Source organism: Paenibacillus sp. Y412MC10, from assembly GCF_000024685.1.
Lineage (GTDB): Bacteria > Bacillota > Bacilli > Paenibacillales > Paenibacillaceae > Paenibacillus_AQ > Paenibacillus_AQ lautus_A.
The window spans coordinates 4,220,325-4,244,060 of the sequence record NC_013406.1; the positions used below are offsets into that span (position 1 = coordinate 4,220,325).

The window sequence follows — 23,736 nt, forward strand, 5'->3', positions numbered from 1 at the left end:
GGTCCGTTGATGACCTCCGTTCTTTTTGGTGCCTGTTTAGATTTCATTCCAGAACGCAACGTCTTCCAGCGGCAATCTTACCGTCGGCCGGCCTGGAGCGGCTGCTTTCCCGATGGCGATCAGCATCACGCTGCGGTAATGGGAAGGAATATGGAACTCCTCCACAAACCGAACCTTGTTATATCCGCCCATCGGAACGGTATCGTATCCTCTGGCGCGAGCGCTCAGCATCAGTTGCATGGAGATCAGTCCGGCATCCACGTCCACGATGCTTTCCTTTATGGACGGATCCAGGTTCGCATACATATTTTCGGCCGTATGAATGAAGCGCTGCTTCACCTCTTCGGTCATATAACCGGCTTCTTCAGACATGGAATAAATCTTCTCGCCCTTCTCATACCATTTCAGATCGCCCAGTACGGCAATGACGGCTGAGGCTTGAAGAACATGCTCCTGATTGTTGGCAATCGGATGCAGCTTCTTCAAGAGGTCCGCATCATCGATCACAAGAAAACGCCATGGCTGCAGGTTGCTTGAAGAAGGCGCCAGTGTAGCATCCTTCAAGATCGCTTCCATCTCTTCTCTTGGAATCTTCACCGATGGGTCGTATTGACGAACCGAGTGGCGTTCCTGAATCACCGTTTGAAAATCGGGTTTTGTTGTCGTTGTTGTAGACATGGTTATCCCTCCAAATTTATATTGTGCAATATTCTGCACAGTTTATATCGCGGCTTAACTGTGTTGTTTAATGCACAGTATAAAGCACACCTAAATTCTTTGTCAACCCAATTTAGAAGGGTTCATTGAGCGATGTCCGCAATCGTGCGCGACTCCAGTATTTTCAAGGTACTCTCCTCAATCTCGGACAAGATGCCGGCAAAGGACTCCTTGATTTCCTCGGCAAAACAATGCCCTGCTGCGGCGTCCAGCATGCTGTCGCTAATCGAGCTGTGAACCTGAAGAATCGAGTATACTTCAGCCAGCGAAATATCGCGGGCGTTCTTCCGCAGACGGTATCCTCCATCCCTTCCTTCACGCGATTCAATCAGATCGGCTTGGGCAAGTGTTTTCAGCACGCGCCGAATCAACGTCGACTCCGAGTGGAGATACGATGCGATATCGCCGCTAGAACACTTCCCGGAGTGACGCTCAAGGGTCACAAGCGCTTGCACGGCAATACTGAAGGTTTTATAGGTGGATGGGCAGGCCATTGTCGATTTTTTGGAGGCCGCTTCTTTGTTTACGCTCATGTTCCTACCCCCTTTTAAGAATAAAAAGCCTTGAATGGATACTCACCTGCAGTAGCAGATGTTCCATCCAGCTTTTCATTATTGTAACGTAAACCTGACACTCCTTCAAGAACATAAGGGCCACTGCTTAATGGCCCTCGTCCTCGACCAGCGCTTGCGACTCAAACAAATTCGCCTCCCGGTAATTCACGTCCATTCTAAGCTGGCTTGCCTGCGTCCGGTCGATATCGCCTTGCTCGAACATGCTCTGAATCTCGTTACGCTCGGATTGAATCGCTTTAAGCTCCAGTTCCATGCGTTCACTGCTCAGCTTCTGTTTTCTTCGGCTCCAAACGCGATCGTTCTGGAGAAAATGCTCCATTGCACGATAATCCGCGATCACCGCTTGCAAGATTTCCTTCTTCTCCGCCGGCTTCACCGCTTGAATCTCGCCGATTGCCGCACGAATGGCCTCGAGCTTCAACGCCTTATACTGGTTCCAATCCGGATGATCCGGAGACATCGGCACTTCTTTGGGCTCGTTGTTTGTCAGCAATCGCTTCAAATTCTGCCATAATGTTCTCATCAACAGCTTGATTTTGTATCGGCTGGCAAGCAGCATCTCGACTCTGTCAAGCGAGGATAGGAACAGCTCGGCTGCTCGCGTTGAGGCTTTATGTTCCTTAAGCCATGCTTCGGCAACGCTTCGCTCCGCCGCCAGGCCGATTTTTCTAACTGCGATCGTGGCTTCCCAGAACTGCTTCATGTCGCTCTTATCCGTGATATGAGATTGCTGAAGCCGCTTGGTATACGCATAGATGAGCTGGACCGCCTCTTCCTTGTTCTCGTCGGTCATTTCTTCCCGTACGGTGCGAAGACCCGCCTGCAGCATTTGAATCCGTGCTTCTTTTCCATGATCGATCATCGTCGCCGAATCGGCATGTTTCTCCCGGGTTAACAGCGGGAGCAGGACACTCGCGATCACCAGAGTTAAGAGAATGACGCCCGCACAGATAAACAGCATCAAGCTTCGCTCCGGAAAAGGACGGTTGTCCGCCAGAGTCAGCGGAATGGAGAAGGCCGCTGCCAGCGTCAATGCTCCCCTAACGCCCGAGAGGGCCGTCAGCAGGGAAGATTTGAACTGACGGTTCGTTGATACCCATACCCATGCGAATCGCAGCAATATCAGCACAGCCGTTATCAGTAATATGTAACCGACGACTTGTCCGTTATTATAGGCAGGGTCGCTCCATATTTGATTCACGACGCCCGGAATTTCATGCCCCAGCAGAATGAACACTAATCCGTTTAGCGTAAAGAGAATGACGGACCAGGTGCTGTCCGATACCACTCTGAGCTTGATGGACGCCGAGCGCATGCGGTCCCTCTCTACTGCGTGGGTGACGCCCGCGGCAACGACGGCCAGAATCCCGGATACATGAAACTCCTCGGCTATGAGGTAAATGATGAACGGCGTCAGGATGATGATCAGCATATGAAGAGTGACGTCCTCCATACCGAGCCGGCGCAGCAGCATTCTGAACCAGATCACAAGAAAACCCAGCAATGCACCGATGACGATTCCTCCGACCGCGATAACCAAAAAACTTCCGATAGCCTTCGTCAGGGAGAAATAACCCGTCACTGTTGCTGCAATCGCAAAGTTGAATGCAACCAAACCGGATGCATCATTCATCAGCGCTTCGCCTTCAAGCAAATGCATGATTTTACCCGGCAGCTTCACTCTTCCCGACAAGGAACCTACCGCTACCGCGTCCGTAGGCGACAGTATCGCTGCCAGGGCGAAGGCCGCCGATAACGGGATTGCCGGAATGAGCCAATGAATGAAAGGCCCCGCGATGAAGACCGTAGCAAATACGAGACCCAGCGCCAGCAGCAGGATGTATGATCTCAGCTTCCATAACTCGTCGCGCGGGGTCAGCTTTCCATCATTGAACAAGAGCGGCGCAATGAACAGAACCATGAACAATTCGGGATTCAGCGGCACATGATGAAAACCTTGGACATAGGCCACCCCGATTCCGAGGGCGATCTGGATCAGCGGGACCGGAATGAACGGCAGAAAACGATGGATCATATTGGATATCCCGATCAAAACCAGAAAAATAAGGACCATTAAAAATATTTCCACCCTGCATTCGCTCCTTTCTGAGGGGATTCATCTATGTAACATTCACTGCCTTTCAATAGACGGGTTTAGGTTATGTAGAATACCGATGGTTTATTAATGAAGCGGTAAAGTTTCAGCCTTTTGCCTGGATCATAAAAAGGCCCCCTAAAGAGTGTCCTTTAGGAAGCCTATTAAGCCTGCCGTTTCGTATTAATAAGCAGTCCAGCCGGCATCGGCTGTAACGACGGTGCCGTTGACAAAGCTGGCTTCATCCGAAGCGAGGAACAATACCACCTTCGCGATCTCTTCCGGTTCGCCCGCTCGCGGGTTCAGGTTCATGCCGGCCATGGCTCGTTCCATGCCGAACGAATTCGGCGCGTTGATGGTGGTGCCGATATTGGTGCTGACGCCGCCCGGAGCAACCGCGTTACAGCGGATGCCCTGCGTCGCATACTGGAAGCCGACATTTTTGGTCAAGCCGACCACGGCATGTTTGGCCGCCGTATACGAAGCGCCTGCCCTGGACCCCATCAGTCCTCCGGCAGAAGCAATGTTCACAATGACTCCGCTTTTCTTCTCCAAGAAGATCGGCAATGCTTTACGAATGGTTCTCATCGGCCCCGTTGCGTTGATGGCGAATACGCGGTCCCACAGCTCGTCCGTCACGTCCGCAGCCGGTACGAAATTGTCCATGATGCCGGCATTGTTGATCAAGATATCAAGCGTTCCGTATTCGTTAACAGTTGCGTCAACCAACTGCTGCACTTCTTCTTCCTTGGCAACATTCGCGGCCACAGCCAAGGCCGTGCCGCCATTCGCTGCGATTCCGTCCACGACGCCTTGCGCCGCCTCAAGCCGAAGATCGGACACCACGACTTTTGCGCCTTCGGCAGCAAACAATTCTGCCGTCGCTTTTCCCATTCCAGAAGCAGCCCCGGTTACAATCGCAACTTTACCAGATAATCTCATGCTTCATACCCCCATTATTCGTCATTGATCAAATTTAATATCAGGCACAATATATCAACAGCTGTTCAATACCAGACATATGTCAAATCTAGTATAATCAAAGTATGATATAGGTCACAATCATTAAAAAACGCAAAAGTGTGCGTTAACGAACAAAATGCGGGGATCTGTTTATATTTGAAATAATTAAATTCGTTATATTTTCACCGAAAGGACTCTTGCCTATGCAAACGAACAGAAAAAGGAGCGACCGGCGCATCGTCCGCAGCAAAGAGGCTTTAAAGCAATCGCTGCTGTCGCTGCTCTCCCAAAAAAGCTTCTCCAGCATTTCCATCACGGAAATCGTCGAATCGGCCAACTATAATCGAGGTACCTTCTATACCCACTATGACAACAAAGAGGCTCTGCTGGATGATATCCTGACTCCGCTCATGGAGGAGCTGATCGCTTCATTTAGAGCTCCATACGGGGATGTCGACGTTTTTCATATCGATGAGCTGCCCGCCAACGCGGTCAAAATATTCGACCATATCCATCAAAATGCCGGCGTGTACACGTCCCTGTTCAAAAGCGATGTGCTGCCGCTGGTCCGGGATAAAATGTTCACCGCCTTAAAGCAAATCGCCTTGGAGGATTTGGACTATCCGGGCGAAGAGCTCAACCATGAACTTCTCATCATTTATAATATGAACGCCTTAATCGGCCTGGTATTCCACTGGATCGAGAACAATTTCCACTATTCCGTCCCCTATATGAGGGATCAGCTGATTCTCATGATCAACTGGAGGCCACGCAGTGTTAGGACGCAGATCAAGCGGACGGACCCTACATGAAATCGGCGAGGATAAGCTTGATAAGTAAGTAGAAAAACCATGAGCCCTTTCTTAAGCAAGTGAAAGGATTCATGGTTTTTCAACGTCGATCTGCCATAGAACGCCATTTAAAATACGGAGCTTTCGCCTTTCCTTCACAGGTTCCTCGCGGTTAATCGATCATGAACCCGCTTTTCTTACAACCGGATTCTTATTCTTGTTGGTCTAAAGGCATGGATAGGACCGTCATCGTCGTTGTATGCCCATACTCGCTGCACTGATAGATAAAGGTTTCGAGAGACTTCATCGAACCTGTTTCGATTTTCATCAGAAAATTGTATTGGCCGCTGACTTGGTATATCTCGACGACCTCCTGCGATTGTTTGGCGAATGTCGTCAGACGGCCGCAATGACTGGCCTGGATCAGGATGAAGGCCGTTACGCCCTTCCCCATTTTTTCAGCTGAAAGAACCGTACGATACTCTGTAATTACGCCTTTCTCTTCCAAACGCTTCACACGCTCGGATACCGCAGGCTGCGTCATGTTGACCTTCCTCCCCAATTCGGAGAAGGAGATTCTTGCATTATGCTTTAACAGCTCCAAGATTTGAAGATCAATTTGATCCATGATTACACACTCCCTGCATTCCCAACTTCAATTTCCAAGTCGAATGTACGAAACAGCTATGATTTCAAAGTATTACGGTAGGAATTCCTTGATTATCATCTGTAACTATACGGCTCTGATTTATACAATGGAACTAGGTTAACAAGCCACATTCTAGGAGGTAAATACAATGACGATCAGCCTGCACGATACCATACGAATCGGAACCTTACAATTGAAGAACCGAATGATCATGGCTCCTATGCAGCAAAATCAAGGAACGCCGGATTCTCATGCAACTGATTATCATGTGAAATTTTACAGTGAACGGGCGGAACATGTCAGTATGATCATTATCGAATCTACCGTCGTGTCGGCAAACGGCCGATTGTTCCCGGACGATATTGGAATATATACCGAACTGCATGCAGCTTCCCTACGCAAAATTGTCGATGCGGTCCATGCGAAAGGAACACCGATCTTCATCCAATTGACCCACGCCGGCAGAAAAGCATGGCCTACCGTCACCGAAAAAAGTCTGGCTCCTAGTGCGATTGCCTACGATGATCAATATGGACTTCCCGAAACGATGTCCCAAGCGGACATTAACGCGGTCATCGACCAGTTCCGGATGGCTGCCCGCCGAAGCCTCCAGGCCGGCTTTGATGGAATCGAGCTTCATGCCGCCCACGGTCATCTCCTCCACCAATTCCTCTCTCCGCTATCGAATCGGCGAACGGACGCATATGGTGGGAGCCTTGAAAACAGAGTCCGCTTCATCCAGGAAGTTCTGGCGGCCATCCGTACCGAAGTAGGAAACGACTATCCGGTACAATTGCGGGTTTCTGCATCCGACTTTGCCGATGGCGGCCTGACGCCGGCAGAGGTTGCGCTCGCCTTGACGTACCTTCAGTCCGAACTGGATGCCGTGCATGTATCTTCGGGCGGTCTCGTTCCTGCTGCACCTTTAGCCACGCCGGAAGGCTACCAAACACCTTATGCGGCGGTGATCAAACAATATGTAAACATTCCAGTAATCGCGGTCGGCAATATACGCACCCAGGCGTTCGCCAATTTCATTCTAGCAGATGGGATGGCAGATATGGTAGCCATCGGCCGCCCATTGCTGGAAGATGCAAATTTCGGTAAAAAAATGCTGACCTTAGCTTAATGACTGCGAACTCAAGCAATATAGTCGTTAACTTGCGCAATTCAATAGAAAAGCCAAAGGCCGTCTCCGCAGGGAGCTTGGAACTCCCCTCGGAGACGGCCTATTCTTGAAGCCGATCAATTTTGCATCTGAACCAATTTGCCGATCCTTCTCAATAAACCGTGATCAAACGCCCCCATTGCTGTAGCAAATGGACAGGAGGTTTAGAGTACCGTCAGGATCGAAACATCTTAAGCCGGCGGCAGGGTCGTCGATTGGCGGACGATCAGCTCCGGGGGGAGCACGATTCGACGGGCAGGATCACCCTTGCCGGACAGCCCCCTTACGACAAGATCAACCGCCATGCGGCCCATCTGCTCGATCGGCTGGGCAATAACGGTCAGCGGCGGATCGGTTACGCTGGCCAGAATCGTATCGTCAAAGCTGACGACCGAACATTCCTCCGGTACGCGCAGTCCGAGTTCGCGGGCCGCCCGAAGGGCACCGACCGCCAGCAGGTCGTTGCAGCAGAACAGTGCCGTGGGTCTTACCGCTAGCTCCAGCATGGCTTTAGCTCGCCGGTAACCAGCCTCGATCTTATGGTCACAGGCTGCAATACAGCCGGGGGACAGCTCCAAACCGTGTGAAGCGGCAGCTTCAACAAATCCCCTTACCCGCTCGCTGCTGCTTGTCACCCATTCATTCTCAGCAAGCACTGCGAGTCTGCGATGACCCAATTGTAGCAGATGCTCCGCAGCCAGCCGTCCTCCCTCCAGGTCATGTACCCGGACGCTGCTGGCATCAAGCGCAGGATTATCCCGGGCAATAAGCACTATCGCCAGCGAATGCTCTTGAAGCGGCTTAAGCAGCTCGCCATGGGATATACCCGTCCCGATAATCACGCCATCCACTTGCTTCTGCCTCAACAGATTAACGTAGCGCTTTACTTTCTCTTCTTGGTTGTCCGTGCTGCAGATGATCACGCTGTAACCGAGCTGATGTCCTTGATCCTCGACGGAGCGAGCCATCTCGGCAAAAAACGGGTTGGAGATATCGGGAACGAGCAATCCAAGAGTAAATGTTCTTTTGCCGGCGAGGGCGGAAGCAATCGCGTTCGGCCGATAGTTCAGGCGCTTCATGATATCCAGAATTTCCTCACGCCGTTCGCGGCTGATCTTGCCCTTGCCGTTGATGACATGAGAAACGGTGGCAATAGAGACGCCGGCTTCGCGCGCAACGTCATAAATAGTCGCTCTTATCATCCCTTGTGCTCCATTTGTTTAATTTTGGAATTTCAATTTATTATGCGCCTTCCTCTCTTTTAGCGCAAGGCCGATTTCTCGTTAATGCCGCCAGCAGACATTCAATCAAGAACCCTTGCCTGGATCTTATCTGACTTTATCTCATCAGCCAGTCATGATCCGGGTCGTTGCGGAACTTCCATATTCGCTTCGGACCTGCCATGACGTTCAGGTAATACACGTCATAACCCGGAGGGGCGGAAACCGGATGGTAGCCTTCAGGCACCATCACGGCCTCGCCGTCTTTGACCGCCATCGTTTCGTTCAGCGACCGGTCATCCGTGTAGACCCGCTGCACGGCAAACCCTTGCACCGGCTCAATCCGGAAATAGTAGGTTTCCTCCAGCAGCGACTCCTCCGGCAGCTCGTCGCGGTCATGCTTGTGGGGCGGATAACTGGACCAGTTGCCTTCGTCCGTAAACACCTCGACCACCAGCAAACTGTCGGCCGGCATTTGCTCCGGCAAAATATTGTGCACCAGACGCGACATGCTGCCGCTGCCCCGGTTCTCGACGCCTACATCCTGCGGCTCAATCAGACGTGCCCGATGATTCCCTTGCCCCGGGGCAAGGCACACCGCCAGCTCTATTTCAGTAAGAGCCTTGACCTCATACTGCTGTTGCGAAGGCACATAAACGGTGTAGGGGGGCGTCTTTTCGAACACGCTCATGCGTTTGCCAATGTTGTCCCAGCTTTCTCCCCCGGCCTTCACGTCGGCCCGCCCGGACAGCAGGACAAGGGCCGCCTCCTGATCTCCCGTGGTTCGGCTCAGCGTCTGGCCTTCACTCAAACGGAAAACCTGGAAGCCTACATACTCCCATCCTGCCGTCTGCGGCGTAATCGACAGCACGCATCCGTCCCGGTCCGGAGTCGTTGCGGGTACTATTAAATTCGGCATGGTGTTTCTCCTCCTTTATCGTGGATCAGATCTGCAAATCATGACGGCATTAGCCTACTGAAGTATACCGGCGGTCAGCTCGGCCAGCTTCACCGGACGGCCCTGTTCCAGCGAGCGTTTAGCCGCCAGCGCAATCAGCTCCGCCTGCAGTCCGTCGTGACCGCTAACCGGCACTGGCGTGCCGTTCTGAAGGCTTTCGATAAACTGCTTCGCCTCGTTCATGTACGCTTCCGTGTACCGTTCCAGAAAGAAATACAACGGCTTGTCACGGGTGACGCCTTCCGGGCCGCTGACCACCGTGGTGCTTGGATAATCGTTGTCGGCGGTCACGCTGCCGCCGGAGCCGAATACCTCCACCCGCTGATCATACCCGTAGACGGCTTTGCGGCTGTTGTCGATGACGCCGAGCGCGCCGCTTTCAAACCGAAGCGTCGTCACGGCTGTGTCAATGTCGCCTTGCTCGCCGATGGCGGGGTCCACCAGCACCGCGCCTTGGGCGAACACCTCGACCACCTCGCTGCCCGATAGGTAACGGGCGATGTCAAAATCATGGATCGCCATATCTATAAACAGGCCGCCGGAACCTTTAATATAATCCGGATGCGGGGGGTTCGGATCGCGCGAGGTGATTTTGATCAGATGCGGCTCCCCGATTCTACCCTCAGATACAATCTCCCGAACGCGTCTGAAGTTGTGGTCGAACCTGCGGTTGAAGCCGATCTGCAGGCTAACGCCTGCAGCTTTCACGGCCGCCAGCGCTTCGCGGGTCTGGTCCACGCTAAGACTGACCGGCTTCTCGCAGAAAATATGCTTGCCGTTTGCGGCGGCCTGCTTAATGAGCGGGACATGCGTTTCCGTCGAGGAGCAGATCAACACGGCATCGATATCCGGGCGTTCCAAGATTTCGATGCTGTTGTTTGTGACGACGGGGATGGCCCGCGACGCCGCCCAGGCACGCAGCTCATCGCCGGCGAACAGGTCGCTGATGGCTGAAATTTTCGCGCCGGGGATGCGCAGCAGGTTATCCGCATGGATTTTGCCGATTCGTCCGGCACCGATGATTCCGATGTGAATGGTTTTCATATGAACGTCTCCTCTGCTTCTTGGCTACCAGCGCGCCGTCACCATTTTTTTGCGGGTATAGAATTCCACGCCGTCCGTGCCGTTGGCATGCAGGTCTCCATAGAAGGAGTTTTTCCAGCCGGAGAACGGAAAGAAAGCCATCGGCGCAGGAACGCCGAGGTTTACGCCCAGCATGCCGGCATCGATATGTTCGCGGAACTGGCGCACATCGCTGCCGTCCTGCGTGAACAAACAAGCCCCGTTGGCGAAATCGGAGCGGTTCGATATGTCGATGGCCGCATCCAGCGTTTCCGCCCGCATGATGGACAGTACCGGAGCGAAAATTTCGTCCTTCCAAATCTTCATCTCGCTTGTCACTTCATCAAAAATCGTCGGTCCGACAAAATATCCGGCCCCGTTCACAGCCTCGTCCGCGCGGCCGTCACGAATCAGCTTCGCTCCTTCCCGCTCGCCCGCTTCGATATAAAAGAGCGTGCGCTCCTTGTGGGCTTGTCGGATCACCGGCCCCAGGAAGACGCCTTCGTCCGCTCCGTTGCCGATGGAGATTTCATCGGCCGCCTGCTTCAGCTTCGCGATCAGCGGTTCGGCTACGTCCCCTACGGCCACCACCACGGAGCAGGCCATGCAGCGCTCACCTGCAGAGCCAAAGGCAGCGCTTACGATCTGGGTGACGGCGGCGTCCAAATCGGCTGTCGGCATCACGATGCTGTGGTTTTTTGCTCCGGCCAAGGCCTGCACGCGCTTGCCATGGGAAGAAGCGGTTTTGTACACATGCTCCGCCACCGGTTGGGAGCCGACGAAGGACACGGCGGCGATGCCGGGATGCTCCAGCAAAGCGTTGACTACATCATGGGCGCCGTGAACGAGGTTCAGGACGCCGTCCGGCAGGCCCGCTTCCGAGAACAGCTCTGCCAGGCGCTGAGCCAGGAGCGGCGTACGTTCCGAAGGCTTCAGCACGAACGCGTTGCCGCAAGCGATGGCGAGCGGAAACATCCAGCATGGCACCATCATCGGAAAATTGAACGGCGTGATGCCGGCCACAACGCCGACCGGATACCGGTACATGCCGGATTCCAAATGGGTGGCGATGTCCGGAAGCTGTTTGCCCATCATCAGCGTCGGCGCGCCTGCGGCAAACTCGACGCATTCGATGCCGCGCTGGACTTCGCCGTAGGCTTCGGCATAGCTTTTGCCGTTCTCCGCCGTAATCAGGCGTGCCAGCTCCTCCCAGTGCTCCACGAGCAGCTGCTGATACTTGAACAGAATCCGCGCGCGTCGCGGCACGGCGGTCTTGGCCCAGTCGCGTCCGGCTTTGGCGGCGGCCTGCACCGCCTGGTCCACATCCTCCTTGGTGGAAAGCGGAACGTAAGCAAGGATTTCTTCCGTCGCCGGGTTGTAGACCGGATCGCTGCGTTCCGATCGGGATGGCACGAATTCTCCGCCGATATAATTGTTCAGGATTTGCGTCATACGCGTTGGCTCCTTTCGATGAATCAGTCAGAATAAAATAATGAATGCTCCTTCAAGAATTGGCGGTAATTTCGCCTCGCTTGCAGCGCTCGATATAATCGAGAACGGCGGCGCTTGTCGGCATCGCATCGGAGCAGCTGTGGCTGGAGATGACGATGCTCGCTGCAGCACTTCCGAACTCCATGCAGCGTTCGATGGCCCAGCCCTGCATCAGGCCGTACAGGAGGCCGGCGGCATACGAATCCCCCGCTCCGAACGTCTTGATGACCTTCGCCGGAAAGCTTTGGGCCGTATGGCTGGCACCGCCGGGGGTATAAGCGATGGACCCCTCCTTGCCGTGCTTGATAATGACGATTTTGGCCCTGTAATCAAACCACTTGGCAGCCGTGACGCGGTCGCTTCGTTCCGGGTTCCCGCCGAACTGCTCCATCATATCGAACTCTTCGCGCGTGCCGAGGACAATGTCGCATTTTTCCGCAGCTAAATTGTAATAGGTTGCCGTCTCCTGCGGGGATTTCCATGTGTACGGACGGTAATCGAGGTCGAACGCGATCAAGGCGCCGTGGCGCTTGGCATAGTCCAGAGCCAGAAACACGGCTTCCCGGGAGGGGCTGGCCGCGAGCGCGGTCCCGGAGATGAGTACCATTTTGGCGGATGCGATCAGCTCCTCGCTCACTTCCCCCGTCTCCAGCAGCAAGTCCGCGGCGTTGTCCCGATACATCAGAATGCTGCAGTCACTCGGGCTCTTGATCTCGGTAAAAGCCAGACCCGTTACGGCCCCCGTGTGGTCGGTGGAGACGCCGTTCGTCGCAATCCCGTTATCCTCCAGATATTTGGTAATAAAACGCCCCATCTGATCGTCCGCCACCTTGCCGATGAAGCCTGTATTCAAGCCCAGGCGGGCCATCCCGATACAGATATTGGCGGGGGATCCGCCCACATATTTGGTAAACGTGCTCGTCTCTTCCATCGGCCGGTTAATCTCATTGGCGTTCAGGTCGATGCACAGTCTGCCCACGGCCACGAAATCCATCGGTTTTTCGTTATTGAACGTGATTTCACTCATGGATAAACCTCCTCGTTCGGATCGGCCCTGGCCGAGCAACCATATGATTCTGACTCCATGGCTCCGCTCTTCTATGGACCGTATCGCTTACAGCTCGTAATACTTTCAGTTAAAAACTTCCAAACGGTAAATACTCCCCGCTCAAGCCGCGCACATTTGAGTTCGTTACTGGGGAGGGATGAGTAAGTTACGATTCCTCCCCAAACGGGAGTCATGTCGCCTTGAGCCAAGCTCGACCCTCGAGAGGTGGACTTCAACCCTGTATCTTCTTCAGTTCGTCCAAGCTGTCCAAGTATTCAATCGCCCGTTGAGCGTACTTCTTGGCCGGATGCAGCACCGGATCCTGCTCACCCTCCAGCATCGCCCAGCCGTCATAGCCGCGTTCAACGAGCTCTCCGATTATCGGCGCGAAATCGATGCATCCATCGCCGGGAACCGTAAACACGCCCCTGCGGATGCAGCTTACGAAATCGCAGTTGTCCAGTCTCGCCAGTTCCAGCACATCAGGCCGGATATCCTTCAGGTGGATATAGGCGATCCGGTCATAATGCTTGCGGAGCAGCTCCAGCGGGTCGTTTCCCCCGTAATAGGCATGACCGGTATCGTACAGGAGAGACACCAGCGAAGCGTCGGTCATGGCCATCAGCCGGTCGACCTCGTAAGGCTGCTCCACAACCGTACCGCCATGATGATGATAAGCCAGCTTCATGCCGTAACTCGCCGCAATCTCCCCTGCCTGGTTCAGCCCTTCCGCCAGGCTTTCCCATCCGGCGTCATCCAACCGGAGCACGATGCTCTCATTCGGCGTCCGGCGGGGATCGAAATGCAGCGAGCCGCCTACCTCCGCCGTGCTGATGACTTTGCTGCCGAACCCCGCCAGAAACTCCGCATGCCGGCGGTAGTCCTCCAGCTCCTGCTTCCGGTAATCGGGATCGGAGAACAGCACCGATTTCCACTGGGAAACCAGCTGGATACCGCGGGCATCCAGCTCCCGCTTCAGAACCGCAGGATCCTTCGGGAATTTACGCCCCATCTCCGTGCCTTTCAGCCCCAAAGCCGCAATATCGTCCACAATCGTCTCAAACGCCGTGTCGTCTCCATGCTCTTTTACATCCTCGCCGACCCAGTTGATGGGATGGATCCCAAGCTTAAAAAGCCTGTTGCTCATTTTCAGCACTCCTTTGCTTTGTGAGGTAGGGGCATGCTTCCTTGCTCAAGTGCCCTTAGCCGACGGCTTTCTTGCCCCGAACACCTTCATGGCCTTCCGTCTATCGGGCTACCTTGACAGCCTTTCTTGTCCGCACCGCGCTTGCTTTCTCCGGCGCAGATGTTTCGCGTTGGATGACGGTCATCAACCACATCCTTAGGCTATAAAGTTAAAGGCCTTTCAGCGTAGCCGCTTAGTAGGGCCTGGCTTCCTTGCTTCGAGCCGCCATCTGGCGCTGCGCATCGGTTACCTTGTTAGAGGAAGATACCTCCGGCACCTCCACGCGCCACCAGGACTCATAACCGTCGGTGTTCGTTCCCGGAACGACCGGAATTTCGATCAGCGTTGTCACCGTTTCTTTCCGTGCCTGAAGCAGCGCTGCATGCAGTTCTGCCGGCGTGCGGCCCTTGTAGGCTTTAGCCCCTAGCGCGCGTGCGTGGGCGGCAAAATCAATCGGAAGATAATCGCCGGTGAGTCGTCCCGTGCCTTCCTCGCGGCGGCGGAACTCGTTGCCGAAGCCGTCGCTGCCGTTGCTCCGCTGCAAATTGTGAATGCATTGGAAGCCGTGGTTGTCGAACAGCAGTATCGTTATCTTGCGGCCTTCCTGCAAGCTGGTGACCAGCTCCGAGTGCATCATCAAATAACTGCCGTCCCCCACCAGCGCATAGACCTCGCGGTCCGGTTCCGCCAGGGCCACGCCCAAGGCGCCGCTTACCTCATATCCCATGCAGGAGAAACCATATTCCATGTGGTACGTTTTCGGTTCGGCCGGTCTCCATAACCGGTGCAGATCTCCCGGAAGACTGCCAGCCGCACAGACGATGACCGATGACGGGGAGATGACCTCGTTGATGACGCCGAGCGCCCTCGTCTGCGACAAGCCGTCGGGATGCTCCGCAGCGTACAGACGGTCTACCTCGCTGTCCCACTCGGCTTTCAGCTCAGCAAGCTCGCCTTTTTCGTACCCGGCTTGATAGCCTTTTTGAGACAGGATCTCCTTCAGTGCCTGCAGCCCTTCCTTCGCATCGGCGATCAGCGCTTCGCCGCCGAGCTTGGCTCCGTCCGCGCTGTTGACGTTCAGGTTCAGGAACGATACGTCCTCCCGTTGAAACGCCCATTTGGAGGACGTCGTAAAGTCCGAATAGCGGGTGCCGATGCCGATAATCAGATCGGCCTTTGCCGCTGCGCGGTTCGCCGCCAGCGAGCCGGTTACGCCCATCGCCCCCAGGTTCAGGGGGTGATTCCAGGGAAGCGCGCTTTTACCGGCCTGCGTTTCAGCGACCGGGATGCCGAAGGCTTCCGCAAAGGCAGCCAAATCCCCGGCAGCCTCGCTGTAGTGCACGCCGCCTCCGGCGATGATGAGCGGCCGCTTGCTTGCTGCAATCTGCGCCGCCGCCCGCATCAGTCCTTGTGCCGCAGGCGGTCGGCGGTCGATGGCGTGCACGGTTTTCTCGAACAGCGAATCGGGGTAATCGTAAGCCTCAGCCTGCACGTCCTGCGGCAGCGCCAGCGTGACCGCTCCCGTCTCCGCCGGATCCGTCAAGACGCGGATCGCCTGCCGGGCCGCCGCGATCAGCTGCTCCGGCCGGGAGATCCGGTCCCAGTACCGGCTCACCGGCTTGAATGCATCGGCGGCCGATACGGTGTAGTCCGACGAGGCTTCGATCTGCTGAAGTACCGGATCAGGCTGGCGGCAGGCAAAGTTGTCCCCAGGCAGCAGCAGAACCGGAATACGGTTCACGGTTGCCGTTGCCGCTGCGGTGACCATATTCAGCGCGCCGGGTCCGATGGAGGAAGTGCAGGCCCAGATTTGCCGCCGGTTCTTTTGCTTGGCGTACGCCGTCGCTGCGTGCACCATGCCCTGTTCGTTTTTGCCCTGCATATAAACCAGATCCCCGGCGCTTCGTTCCAAAGCCTCGCCAAGGCCGGTCACGTTGCCGTGTCCGAAGATTCCCATTACCCCGCGCACAAACTTCGTCTCCACCCCATCGACGGAAACATACTGTGCATCCAAAAACTTCAGCAGCGCCTGTGCCATCGTTAATCGAGTCGTTGTCAACCGGTTCATCTCCTTTTCATCGTCAATATATCCTGTGAAGAAAGCTATTTACGAATTAAGCGCTTAACTCATCGTACCGAAACGCCTAACCAGTTAACGGTTAAGCGCTTTAATGAAAGTGTATGCCTTACTTGCCGTTCAGCATGCCTTTCAATTTCATGATCTCCGCGCACGCCAGCATCATGATCCCGATCCCGTGGTTGTCATTGACCACCGTGAGCAGATCATGCTTATAATAATCCCCGGTGAATGAATAACGGGATCCGCTGCACACGCCGTGCACGCTGCCGTGACGGTCGATGGCCTTCTCGGTCAACCCCTGCCATGCTCGAATGGCTGCATCGGTAAAAGGTGCCGGTTCCTCCAGCCAACCGAACCGGACGCCTCTGGCAAAGGCATAGGCGAACATGGCCGAGCAGGAAGCTTCCTCGTAAGCTTCCGAATCGGTAATAACCTGCTTCCAGAGTCCCGACTCCCCCTGATAAGAAGCAATTCCGGCGCACAATTTACGGAAAAACTCAAGCAGCGCAGGCCGGTCCTTATGATCCTCCGGCAAACGTTCCAGCAGTTCCGATAAGGAGAACAGGCTCCATCCGTTTCCACGCCCCCAAGGAATTCGGGTCGCTTTCCCGTATTTGAAATCGAATACGTGGCTCATCACGCCTTCCTCCGGCATGAACAGATACTCCCGGTACCTCAAAAACTGCCTGGCCGCTTCGTCCAGATAGGAGGAATCGCCTGTCATCCCGGCGTAGCGTGACAAGAACGGTGTGCTCATGTACAGATCATCCGCCCACATCGAATCTGCGGAATACTCCGAAACGCACAGACGATAGAAAGCGCCGTCCTCCCGGCGTTCCAGGCGGTTCATCATAAAATCCGCAATGTCCTCCGCGACTTTTACAACTTCCGGATTGCCGCTTACCTTATTGTCTTCCAGCATCGCCGAGCCGAACGAACCACAGTTATCCAGCATCTTGATCAGCACCAGCTGATGGTTCACGGACGGAAAACCGTAGGTATCCCGGTCCCAGACGGCGTATTCGTACCATTGGGTACAGATGTCGATATGCGCCCGGGCATATTCCGCGATATCGGGCCGCCCCAGCGCTCGCGATGCTTGAAGAAGTCCATACATCGTGACACCGAGCGGATAGTCCCAGCGCCCGAAATTGGTGGCGGACCCGGAGGTCCATTTGTTGCTCAGCATGGCGTTCTCATAGAATGGCCTGACCCGGTAACCCGGCGCATCCAGGGACCAGCCGGTCAAACCGCGGCCGTCCGCACGCGGAAACAGTCTCTTGACCGAGCACACCTCTTCCGGCGTTTGCTCCTCCACTGCGGCCAGCGGCCCGGCATACATCCACGGAGACGGCGCGCCTTGTACCGGGACGGGAAGCACAAACTCCAGCTCTCCCTGCGAAGTATAGGCATGAAGCTCAACCCCCCATCCCGACGGCCCGCCGTGGCTTCGTACCAACAGATCCCCTCGGCAGGCCGAAGCGGGAAGCTTGCAACCGAAGACGCCCCCCTCAATGTCCATGACGGAATCATCGCCGATCCAGATCTCCGTCCTGCCCAGGGCGCTGCCCTTGAACTCAACATGGTCAACGCCGGCAGGCACCTTAAGCCGGCTCCATGCATACCCGACAGCCGGTGCCTCCGGCAGGCCGAATATCCTCTCGAAGTTCGGTTTATCCGCTTCCCCCTCACTCCAGGCTGTGCGCGGAAGCCAATCCATGCCGGTCTCTTCTTCGGTCCCGTGAGCGTTCGGAAAGACGCCGCTTTCGCCGAGCGTGCCGGCAGCCAGCGGTCCGGCATATGCCCAACCGGCGGTGTCCTCCCGCTCTGCAAAAGGAGACAGCACCTGCAGAATGCGGACCTTGCCCTCCACCGCTCCGAAGCGGCAGCCGAATCCGGCTTCGGTCCTCCGGACCTCGATCAACAATGAATTCCAGCCCGGGCTCAGCACCAGCGGAATGACGATGTTTGCATCCGGCTTCATCTCGTCCTCGGCACCCGAACGGTACATCAGCCGCTCGTTCAGATAGAAGCGCATCGGGCTAAACGGCATGATCGCGGCATCCAGCGAACGTTCATCGTCGCACCACACCAGACCAAGGGCGTAGGCGGCCTCCCCTTGCTTCGCTTCCCGGAACCGGTCGCCGAAGTTGAAGTCATAATATCCTTCCTCGGTCTGTAGAATGCCCGTTTCGGCGAACGGCCGCAGCGCGAACGGAGTTTCCGGATTTGCCCCCATATAGCGTCCTGCGATCGTCTTCAGTATCATGGCATCATCGTCGCCCATCCAATACCGGATGCTTTCCCGGGCTTCGATATAGCTCGTCATGACGATTCTCCCCTTTCCGTTCGATCAAGCCCTGCCGCTGGCGAAAGCTTGATATGAATCTCCTTCACGAAGGGGGTCACCACATTCAGGAGCAGCGTTCGGAAGCCGGGCGGATAAGCTGCTTCCCGAATGCCAGTCGCCGTGTGCTGCAATCCGCCCCCGCTGATTTCCAACCAATCGCCGTCCATCTCGTAACGAATATTCCCTTCCATCCAGAATTGGACATCCCCTTCTGCTGGAGCAAGCGCTCCGCCGCTTAGGCTGCCGGCCGCCGGAAAAATCAGCGAGATTTGCGACACGACCTCCTCCGGCTCTGTCGAGGAAATGACCAGCTTCCAGCCGTCGCTCGCTTCCACCACTTCCACCTCCACCTTGTGCCGCTGGACATGCGTCTGCGGACGAGATTGATGCGGCAGCAGATACCAAGGGCTGACGCCTTCCTTTGCGCTTTGAGGCAGAGCTGCTTCCGGCACCGGCCCGTTATAGCCTTTTTCCTGTTCGCCGGATAACCGGTATCCCTGCTCCAGCGTCGTCAGCCGGCTCATCTTGACAAAGCCGGGGTCGAAATAGGAAGCGAACTGCACGCCGAGAAGGCGAGCCGCTCCATGACGCAGAGAAAAGAAGGAAGACATCTCCGTGCTCACGGTCACGCTGGTGCGGCCCTCACGGATTCGCGCAACCGGAGCGCCAAAATCCGTGTGCATCCGGCTGTATCGGATAACGCCGTGATGGCCGGCACCGGCAAATCCGGACAAGTAGCGCTCTCTTGGAAATTCGCCGTTCAGTACGACGCGGTAATGCTCCGGCATGGGCGTTGTCTCTGCACCCTCGTGCATGAGCCCCGGATCCAAGAGCAGCCGAACGGCTGCGTTGGTCGGTGCTCCGCCGGGATGTTTCAGCAGAGACAGCGACTGTTCCGCCATCCCTTGAAATACCGGATTGCGGTCCAGGGAAGCCATCATCAGAGACGGCAGGAAGTACCCCGACATATCAAAACTGTGACCATAATCCTGCCGTCCGGAATATTCCGTGACGATTTCCCCGTCCGGGTGGACCAAATAAGTCATCATCTTCAGATTGGCCCGTACCGGTACCAGCAGCTCCGGACGCTTCAGCAGCCTGGCCGCGTGAATCAGCATGACGTCGCTGACGACGTTGTAGATCCCGTTGCTGCGCTCGGTCCATTCTCCGTCCAAGGTGGCGTCCATGCCTTCGGCGAGCCACTCCTTCGTCCTGTTCAAAGCATCCGGCGAATCAAAAAGCTCATTCAAGAAGCCTAGTGCCGCGCAAATCACCCACCGGTGGTTCGGCGTATGGCAGCCTCCGGTAATCAGCGCAGGCAAGGTGCGTTCCAGAAACAGCAGCATATCCGCAGCCGCTCCCTTCAGCTCTGCCCAACCGTCAGCCAGAATCAGCTGTGCGGCTTGCGCATATCCAACCACCACGAAGGCGGTATCCGGCGGGGAATGGAAATTCGTCCAGCCGGGCGAAATCGTACCGTCGCCGTGCTGAGCCGCAAGCATATAACGGGCCGAAAGCGCAAACCTATGTGCCAGCTCCTTATCGCGGTAATATGCGGATGCCGGATTGCAGAGTGCTGCTGCCCATATCGCCATGGCGGTCGGCGTCCCTGTGTTATGGTTGGGCGATGGCAAACCGTTCTCCATGGTGCGGACCCCGCCGTGCCAGCGATGCGTTTCCTCTAAGATCTGGCGGTCCATCCCCTCCCGCACCCAGCTGTCATTGACTTCAAAAACCCTGTTCACCATCATACGATCCCCCTAATATCCATCATCCTTAGCCCTTCACGGCACCCAGCATCACGCCGCTGACGAAGTAACGCTGCAGCCATGGGTACACAACAAGAATCGGCACCGTGGCAAATACGACGCTTGCCGCTTTCAGGCTTTCCGTGGTTGCTCTGACACCGGCTGCCGGTCCCTCGTTGCGGGTCAAATCCGTGATCATATTGTTCTGTACCAGCTGATACAGCTTCAGCTGCAGCGGATACAGCTCTTCCTTCGTAATATAGAGCAGCGTGTCCTGGAATCCGTTCCAGCGCCCGACCGCGTAGAACAGGCTCAGCGTCGCTATGACCGGCAAAGACAGCGGCAGAATGATTCGAAGCATCGTTCCGATTTGGCTCGTACCGTCGATCTCGGCCGCTTCCTCCAGACTTTCCGGAATTCCGTTGAAGAAGGAGATCAGGATAATCAGATAAAACGGACTGATCAGCCCCGGAAGGACAAGCGCCCAGATCGTATTCAGCAGGTTCAGGTCCTTCACAAGAATGTACTCCGGGATAATGCCCCCGCTGAAGAACATGGTCACGATGATGATAAACATAAACACTTTGCGGCCCTTCAGCTTCTTTTTTGTCAACGGGTAAGCGGCAATCATCGTCATGGCCATGCACAGCACCGTCGTCAGCAGCGTCAGCATAATCGTAAAGCCGAGAGAACGGATCATGCTGGAATCCGAGAATACGGATTGATAAGCCTGAAGGCTGAACTCCACCGGAAACAACGTCACCTCGCCGGACGTGACCGCCCGGTTGGAGCTGAAGGAAATCGCGATAATATGGAAAAAAGGGGCCAGACAGAGAAGTACGAAAACCGCCAGCAGGATCATGTTTACGGAATCAAATACACGGTTCGACACACGCTCGCTCATGAGTGAATCTCCTTTCTGCAAAAACGTTAAATGATGGACTCGTCCGTCAGTTTTTTGGATGCATAGTTGGCGCCGAGGATAAAGACCAGCCCGACGACAGCCTGGAACAGGCCGACCACAGTAGCCAGGGTATACTGCCCGGATTCCAGACCCGTCCGGTACACATAGGTACTCAGTACGTCGGAATAATCCATGACCGCTTTATTGCCGATGACAAACGGACGGTCAAAGCCGATCGAGATCATATTGCCGAGGTTGATGATGAGGAGCGTCACAATCGTCGTTTTCAGGCCCGGCAACGTGATATGCCAGATGCGCTTGAACCTGCCCGCTCCGTCCACTTCTGCCGCTTCAAACAGTTCCTTGTTGATGCCGGTCAAGGCAGCCAGATAGAGGATGGTTCCCCAGCCGGCGCTCTGCCACACCCCCGTCGCGAGGTACGTAATGAGCCACGTGTTTTTTTCGGTTAGAAAAGGTACCGATTCAAAACCGAGCGCCATCAGCATGTTGTTGATCATGCCGGATTGCGTGCCGAACACCTGGTATACGATGCCGCCTATGATAACCCATGAAATGAAATGGGGAATATACAATATCGTTTGGGACAAACGTTTAAACCACTGGATTCTAAGTTCATGAAGCATGATGGCGAGAATCAAGGGCGCCGGAAATGATACCACAAGGTCCAGCAGGTTGAGCATCAGCGTATTGCGGAGGGTTTTATAAAAATCCTGGGTCTGGAAAACTTCGCGGAAGGCATCCAGTCCAATCCATTCACTTCCGGTGATTCCTTGGAAGAAGTTGAAGTCCTTAAAGGCGATCTGTACGCCCCACATCGGGCCGTATTTGAAAATAATGAAATAGACCAAAGGCAGAACAAGCAGTGCGTATAATTGCCAGTACCGGCGCAGGTAAACGGTTCCTCTCATCTGTATCATCCTCTCCTTGCTCATGACGCCGGGAGCGAAGGAACGGCCTCTTGAAGAAGCCGTCCTTTCCTTTTTCCCGCTGGTTTACTTGGGTTGCATTTCCTGATAAACTTTGGTCCGCTCATCAAGAATCGCCTGGCCGCCGCTGACCATGTAATCCTTCATGGTCGCTTCAAATGTTTTCTCGAAATCTTCCGGTTTCGCCATGGCCGTCTTCACGATCATCTCTTCGTATTTGGCCTGCAGGTTCGTGCCGTATTTCGCCTCAGCCTCGATCGGACGGTCGAAATTGACCGGCTTAAACGTATCCGTTGCCGAGATTTCCACGGCCTTGCGATGCAGATCCTGGAACTTTTCCGGGAAGTTGGTTGTCAGTTTCTCCCGGTTCTGCGTTTCGTCGCCTACAAAATTACCGTTGGCGATAATGGCAATGTCGCCGCTGTTGTAAAGCCGGTCAATCACCTCTTGAGGAGCGTCGGTCTTCATGACGGGAATGCCGTCCACCATTATGTAGTTCTCGCCTTCCACGCCGTTTTGCAGCGCCAGCAGATTATCCGGGTCAGCCATCCAATTCAAGTATTTGATCGCTTCTACAGCATGTTGGCTTGTTTTCGGAATCATGATGTACATGCCGTTTGGAGCGTATTCCGGCTTCGCATGCTTGCCTTCGGAGTTGGTAAATGGATCAATCGGCATAAGCTTGGCGTCCGGCTGGTTTTTGAGCAGCGTGTCATAGGTGCCGTCCGCGTAGTACATGTTCGGATAATCCTCCGTCAGGAAGCCTGTAAGACCGTTGGTCACGTCCTGGGTCAACTGCTTCTTGTCTTCGTCCAAGCTGAAGTCGCGGCTGATCAGCCCTTCGTTGTAAAGCTTGTTGAAAAATTGCAGCGCATCCTTAAAGCCCGGAAGCAGCGTCGGATAGTCGTTGGCTCCAAGCTTTTGCAGCAGCGTGTACTTCTGTTCTTCCGTAGTCGGCTGAATAAAGGACCAGATCAGCGGATCGTACTGAGCCGGTTCGATCGTCATGCCGAAGGGAATGACCTTCCCGCCGGTTTCGCCCGGATCCTTTTCTTTAAAAGCTTTCAAGACCGCGTACAGCTCATCGGTCGTTTGAGGCGCATCCATGCCGAGCTTTTCCAGCCAATCGGCGCGGATAAAGGAAGAATACTTGCCAAGGAAGGCCCGTTTGCCGGGAACGGCGAACTGCTTGCCCATGTACTGGCCGTAACTCATCGCGTCCTCATCGAGGAATTCCTTCAGATTCGGACCGTGCTCGTTGATCAAATCCGTCAGTTCCGTCAATCCACCCTGCTCTGCGTAGCGGTTGAAGGTCGGCGTGTCATACGTAAATACGATATCCGGCACATTGCCGCCGCTGGCCATGAGAACGTTCAGCTTCTTGATCTCCTCGGAACGGGGGACCGGTACAAATTCCATCTTAATGTTGTTAGGGTTTCCAAAGTTGTCCTGGATATATCGGGTAAGATAACTGTCGGTGATGGTATAAGGCTTCGGTGTATTGCCTCGGTCAAAAATTTCGACCTTCAGCGTAATCTGCTTGCCGTCATTGGAGCCGGAATCCCCGCCCGAAGCATTGTTGCTGCTGCCAGAGCCTGAGGAACACCCGGATAATACAACTGTTCCGACCAACAGCATGACGAGCGTGAGCTTTGCGAGCTTGCCCCATGTTTTCTTGCTTGCTGCCATCATTACATCCCCTTTTCTATTTGGATTATGTCCCTGCCGATTTGCGCCGATCTTATTCATGATAGAAAGCTGCGGATTCATCCGAATTGCTTCGG

The 23,736-nt window shown here is 55.0% G+C and carries 19 protein-coding genes; 2 read left to right on the forward strand and 17 right to left on the reverse strand.

Annotated features, from left to right (window positions below; translation table 11 throughout):
• Positions 1-36: 36 nt before the first annotated feature.
• The 4 genes from GYMC10_RS18130 to GYMC10_RS18145 form a co-directional block, all read right to left on the reverse strand.
• Positions 37-678 (reverse strand): nitroreductase family protein, encoded by a 642-nt coding sequence (locus GYMC10_RS18130; RefSeq protein ID WP_015735873.1) that lies wholly within the window; start codon positions 676-678, stop codon positions 37-39.
• A gap of 122 nt (positions 679-800) precedes the next feature.
• On the reverse strand, positions 801-1,250 hold the full coding sequence (locus GYMC10_RS18135) for an RrF2 family transcriptional regulator (RefSeq protein WP_015735874.1): 450 nt from the start codon (positions 1,248-1,250) through the stop codon (positions 801-803).
• Between the two features lie 127 nt (positions 1,251-1,377).
• Entirely contained in the window at positions 1,378-3,381 is a 2,004-nt protein-coding gene (locus GYMC10_RS18140; RefSeq protein WP_015735875.1) for a Na+/H+ antiporter, read from the reverse strand.
• A 189-nt stretch (positions 3,382-3,570) separates the two neighbouring features.
• Entirely contained in the window at positions 3,571-4,329 is a 759-nt protein-coding gene (locus tag GYMC10_RS18145; protein WP_015735876.1) for an SDR family oxidoreductase, read from the reverse strand.
• Positions 4,330-4,553: 224 nt separating this feature from the next.
• Here GYMC10_RS18145 and GYMC10_RS18150 point away from each other — a divergent pair, with 224 nt between their 5' ends.
• Complete coding sequence (locus GYMC10_RS18150) at positions 4,554-5,162, forward strand: TetR/AcrR family transcriptional regulator (protein ID WP_015735877.1); 609 nt, start codon at positions 4,554-4,556, stop codon at positions 5,160-5,162.
• Positions 5,163-5,352: 190 nt separating this feature from the next.
• On the opposite strand, the gene GYMC10_RS18155 is transcribed toward GYMC10_RS18150, so the two are convergent.
• On the reverse strand, positions 5,353-5,769 hold the full coding sequence (locus tag GYMC10_RS18155) for an Lrp/AsnC family transcriptional regulator (protein ID WP_015735878.1): 417 nt from the start codon (positions 5,767-5,769) through the stop codon (positions 5,353-5,355).
• Positions 5,770-5,938: 169 nt separating this feature from the next.
• Between GYMC10_RS18155 and GYMC10_RS18160 the strand changes: the two genes are divergently transcribed.
• Positions 5,939-6,919, forward strand: coding sequence for an NADH:flavin oxidoreductase (locus GYMC10_RS18160; RefSeq protein WP_015735879.1), 981 nt, complete (start codon positions 5,939-5,941; stop codon positions 6,917-6,919).
• Between the two features lie 230 nt (positions 6,920-7,149).
• On the opposite strand, the gene GYMC10_RS18165 is transcribed toward GYMC10_RS18160, so the two are convergent.
• From GYMC10_RS18165 to GYMC10_RS18220, 12 genes are all read right to left on the reverse strand, one after another.
• The gene (locus tag GYMC10_RS18165; RefSeq protein ID WP_015735880.1) at positions 7,150-8,160 is read right to left on the reverse strand and encodes a LacI family DNA-binding transcriptional regulator; all 1,011 of its coding nucleotides are present in this window, start codon (positions 8,158-8,160) and stop codon (positions 7,150-7,152) included.
• 136 nt (positions 8,161-8,296) lie between these two features.
• Positions 8,297-9,097 (reverse strand): 5-deoxy-glucuronate isomerase, encoded by an 801-nt coding sequence (gene iolB / locus GYMC10_RS18170; RefSeq protein WP_015735881.1) that lies wholly within the window; start codon positions 9,095-9,097, stop codon positions 8,297-8,299.
• Between the two features lie 54 nt (positions 9,098-9,151).
• On the reverse strand, positions 9,152-10,180 hold the full coding sequence (iolG, locus tag GYMC10_RS18175) for an inositol 2-dehydrogenase (protein ID WP_015735882.1): 1,029 nt from the start codon (positions 10,178-10,180) through the stop codon (positions 9,152-9,154).
• A 24-nt stretch (positions 10,181-10,204) separates the two neighbouring features.
• On the reverse strand, positions 10,205-11,650 hold the full coding sequence (locus GYMC10_RS18180; protein WP_015735883.1) for a CoA-acylating methylmalonate-semialdehyde dehydrogenase: 1,446 nt from the start codon (positions 11,648-11,650) through the stop codon (positions 10,205-10,207).
• Positions 11,651-11,702: 52 nt separating this feature from the next.
• On the reverse strand, positions 11,703-12,716 hold the full coding sequence (iolC, locus tag GYMC10_RS18185; protein ID WP_015735884.1) for a 5-dehydro-2-deoxygluconokinase: 1,014 nt from the start codon (positions 12,714-12,716) through the stop codon (positions 11,703-11,705).
• Positions 12,717-12,969: 253 nt separating this feature from the next.
• Positions 12,970-13,884, reverse strand: coding sequence for a myo-inosose-2 dehydratase (gene iolE, locus GYMC10_RS18190; RefSeq protein ID WP_015735885.1), 915 nt, complete (start codon positions 13,882-13,884; stop codon positions 12,970-12,972).
• A 232-nt stretch (positions 13,885-14,116) separates the two neighbouring features.
• Positions 14,117-15,982, reverse strand: coding sequence for a 3D-(3,5/4)-trihydroxycyclohexane-1,2-dione acylhydrolase (decyclizing) (gene iolD, locus GYMC10_RS18195; RefSeq protein WP_015735886.1), 1,866 nt, complete (start codon positions 15,980-15,982; stop codon positions 14,117-14,119).
• Between the two features lie 127 nt (positions 15,983-16,109).
• Positions 16,110-18,332 carry a glycoside hydrolase family 105 protein gene (locus GYMC10_RS18200; protein WP_015735887.1) on the reverse strand — a complete coding sequence of 741 codons (2,223 nt, stop codon included), beginning with the start codon at positions 18,330-18,332 and terminating at the stop codon, positions 16,110-16,112.
• The gene (locus GYMC10_RS18205) at positions 18,329-20,104 is read right to left on the reverse strand and encodes a hypothetical protein (RefSeq protein WP_015735888.1); all 1,776 of its coding nucleotides are present in this window, start codon (positions 20,102-20,104) and stop codon (positions 18,329-18,331) included. Before GYMC10_RS18205 ends, GYMC10_RS18200 begins: the two co-directional genes overlap by 4 nt.
• Before the next feature lie 25 nt (positions 20,105-20,129).
• Complete coding sequence (locus tag GYMC10_RS18210; RefSeq protein ID WP_015735889.1) at positions 20,130-21,005, reverse strand: carbohydrate ABC transporter permease; 876 nt, start codon at positions 21,003-21,005, stop codon at positions 20,130-20,132.
• A gap of 26 nt (positions 21,006-21,031) precedes the next feature.
• On the reverse strand, positions 21,032-21,934 hold the full coding sequence (locus GYMC10_RS18215) for an ABC transporter permease (RefSeq protein ID WP_036660881.1): 903 nt from the start codon (positions 21,932-21,934) through the stop codon (positions 21,032-21,034).
• 84 nt (positions 21,935-22,018) lie between these two features.
• On the reverse strand, positions 22,019-23,644 hold the full coding sequence (locus GYMC10_RS18220) for an extracellular solute-binding protein (RefSeq protein WP_015735891.1): 1,626 nt from the start codon (positions 23,642-23,644) through the stop codon (positions 22,019-22,021).
• Positions 23,645-23,736 lie beyond the last annotated feature (92 nt).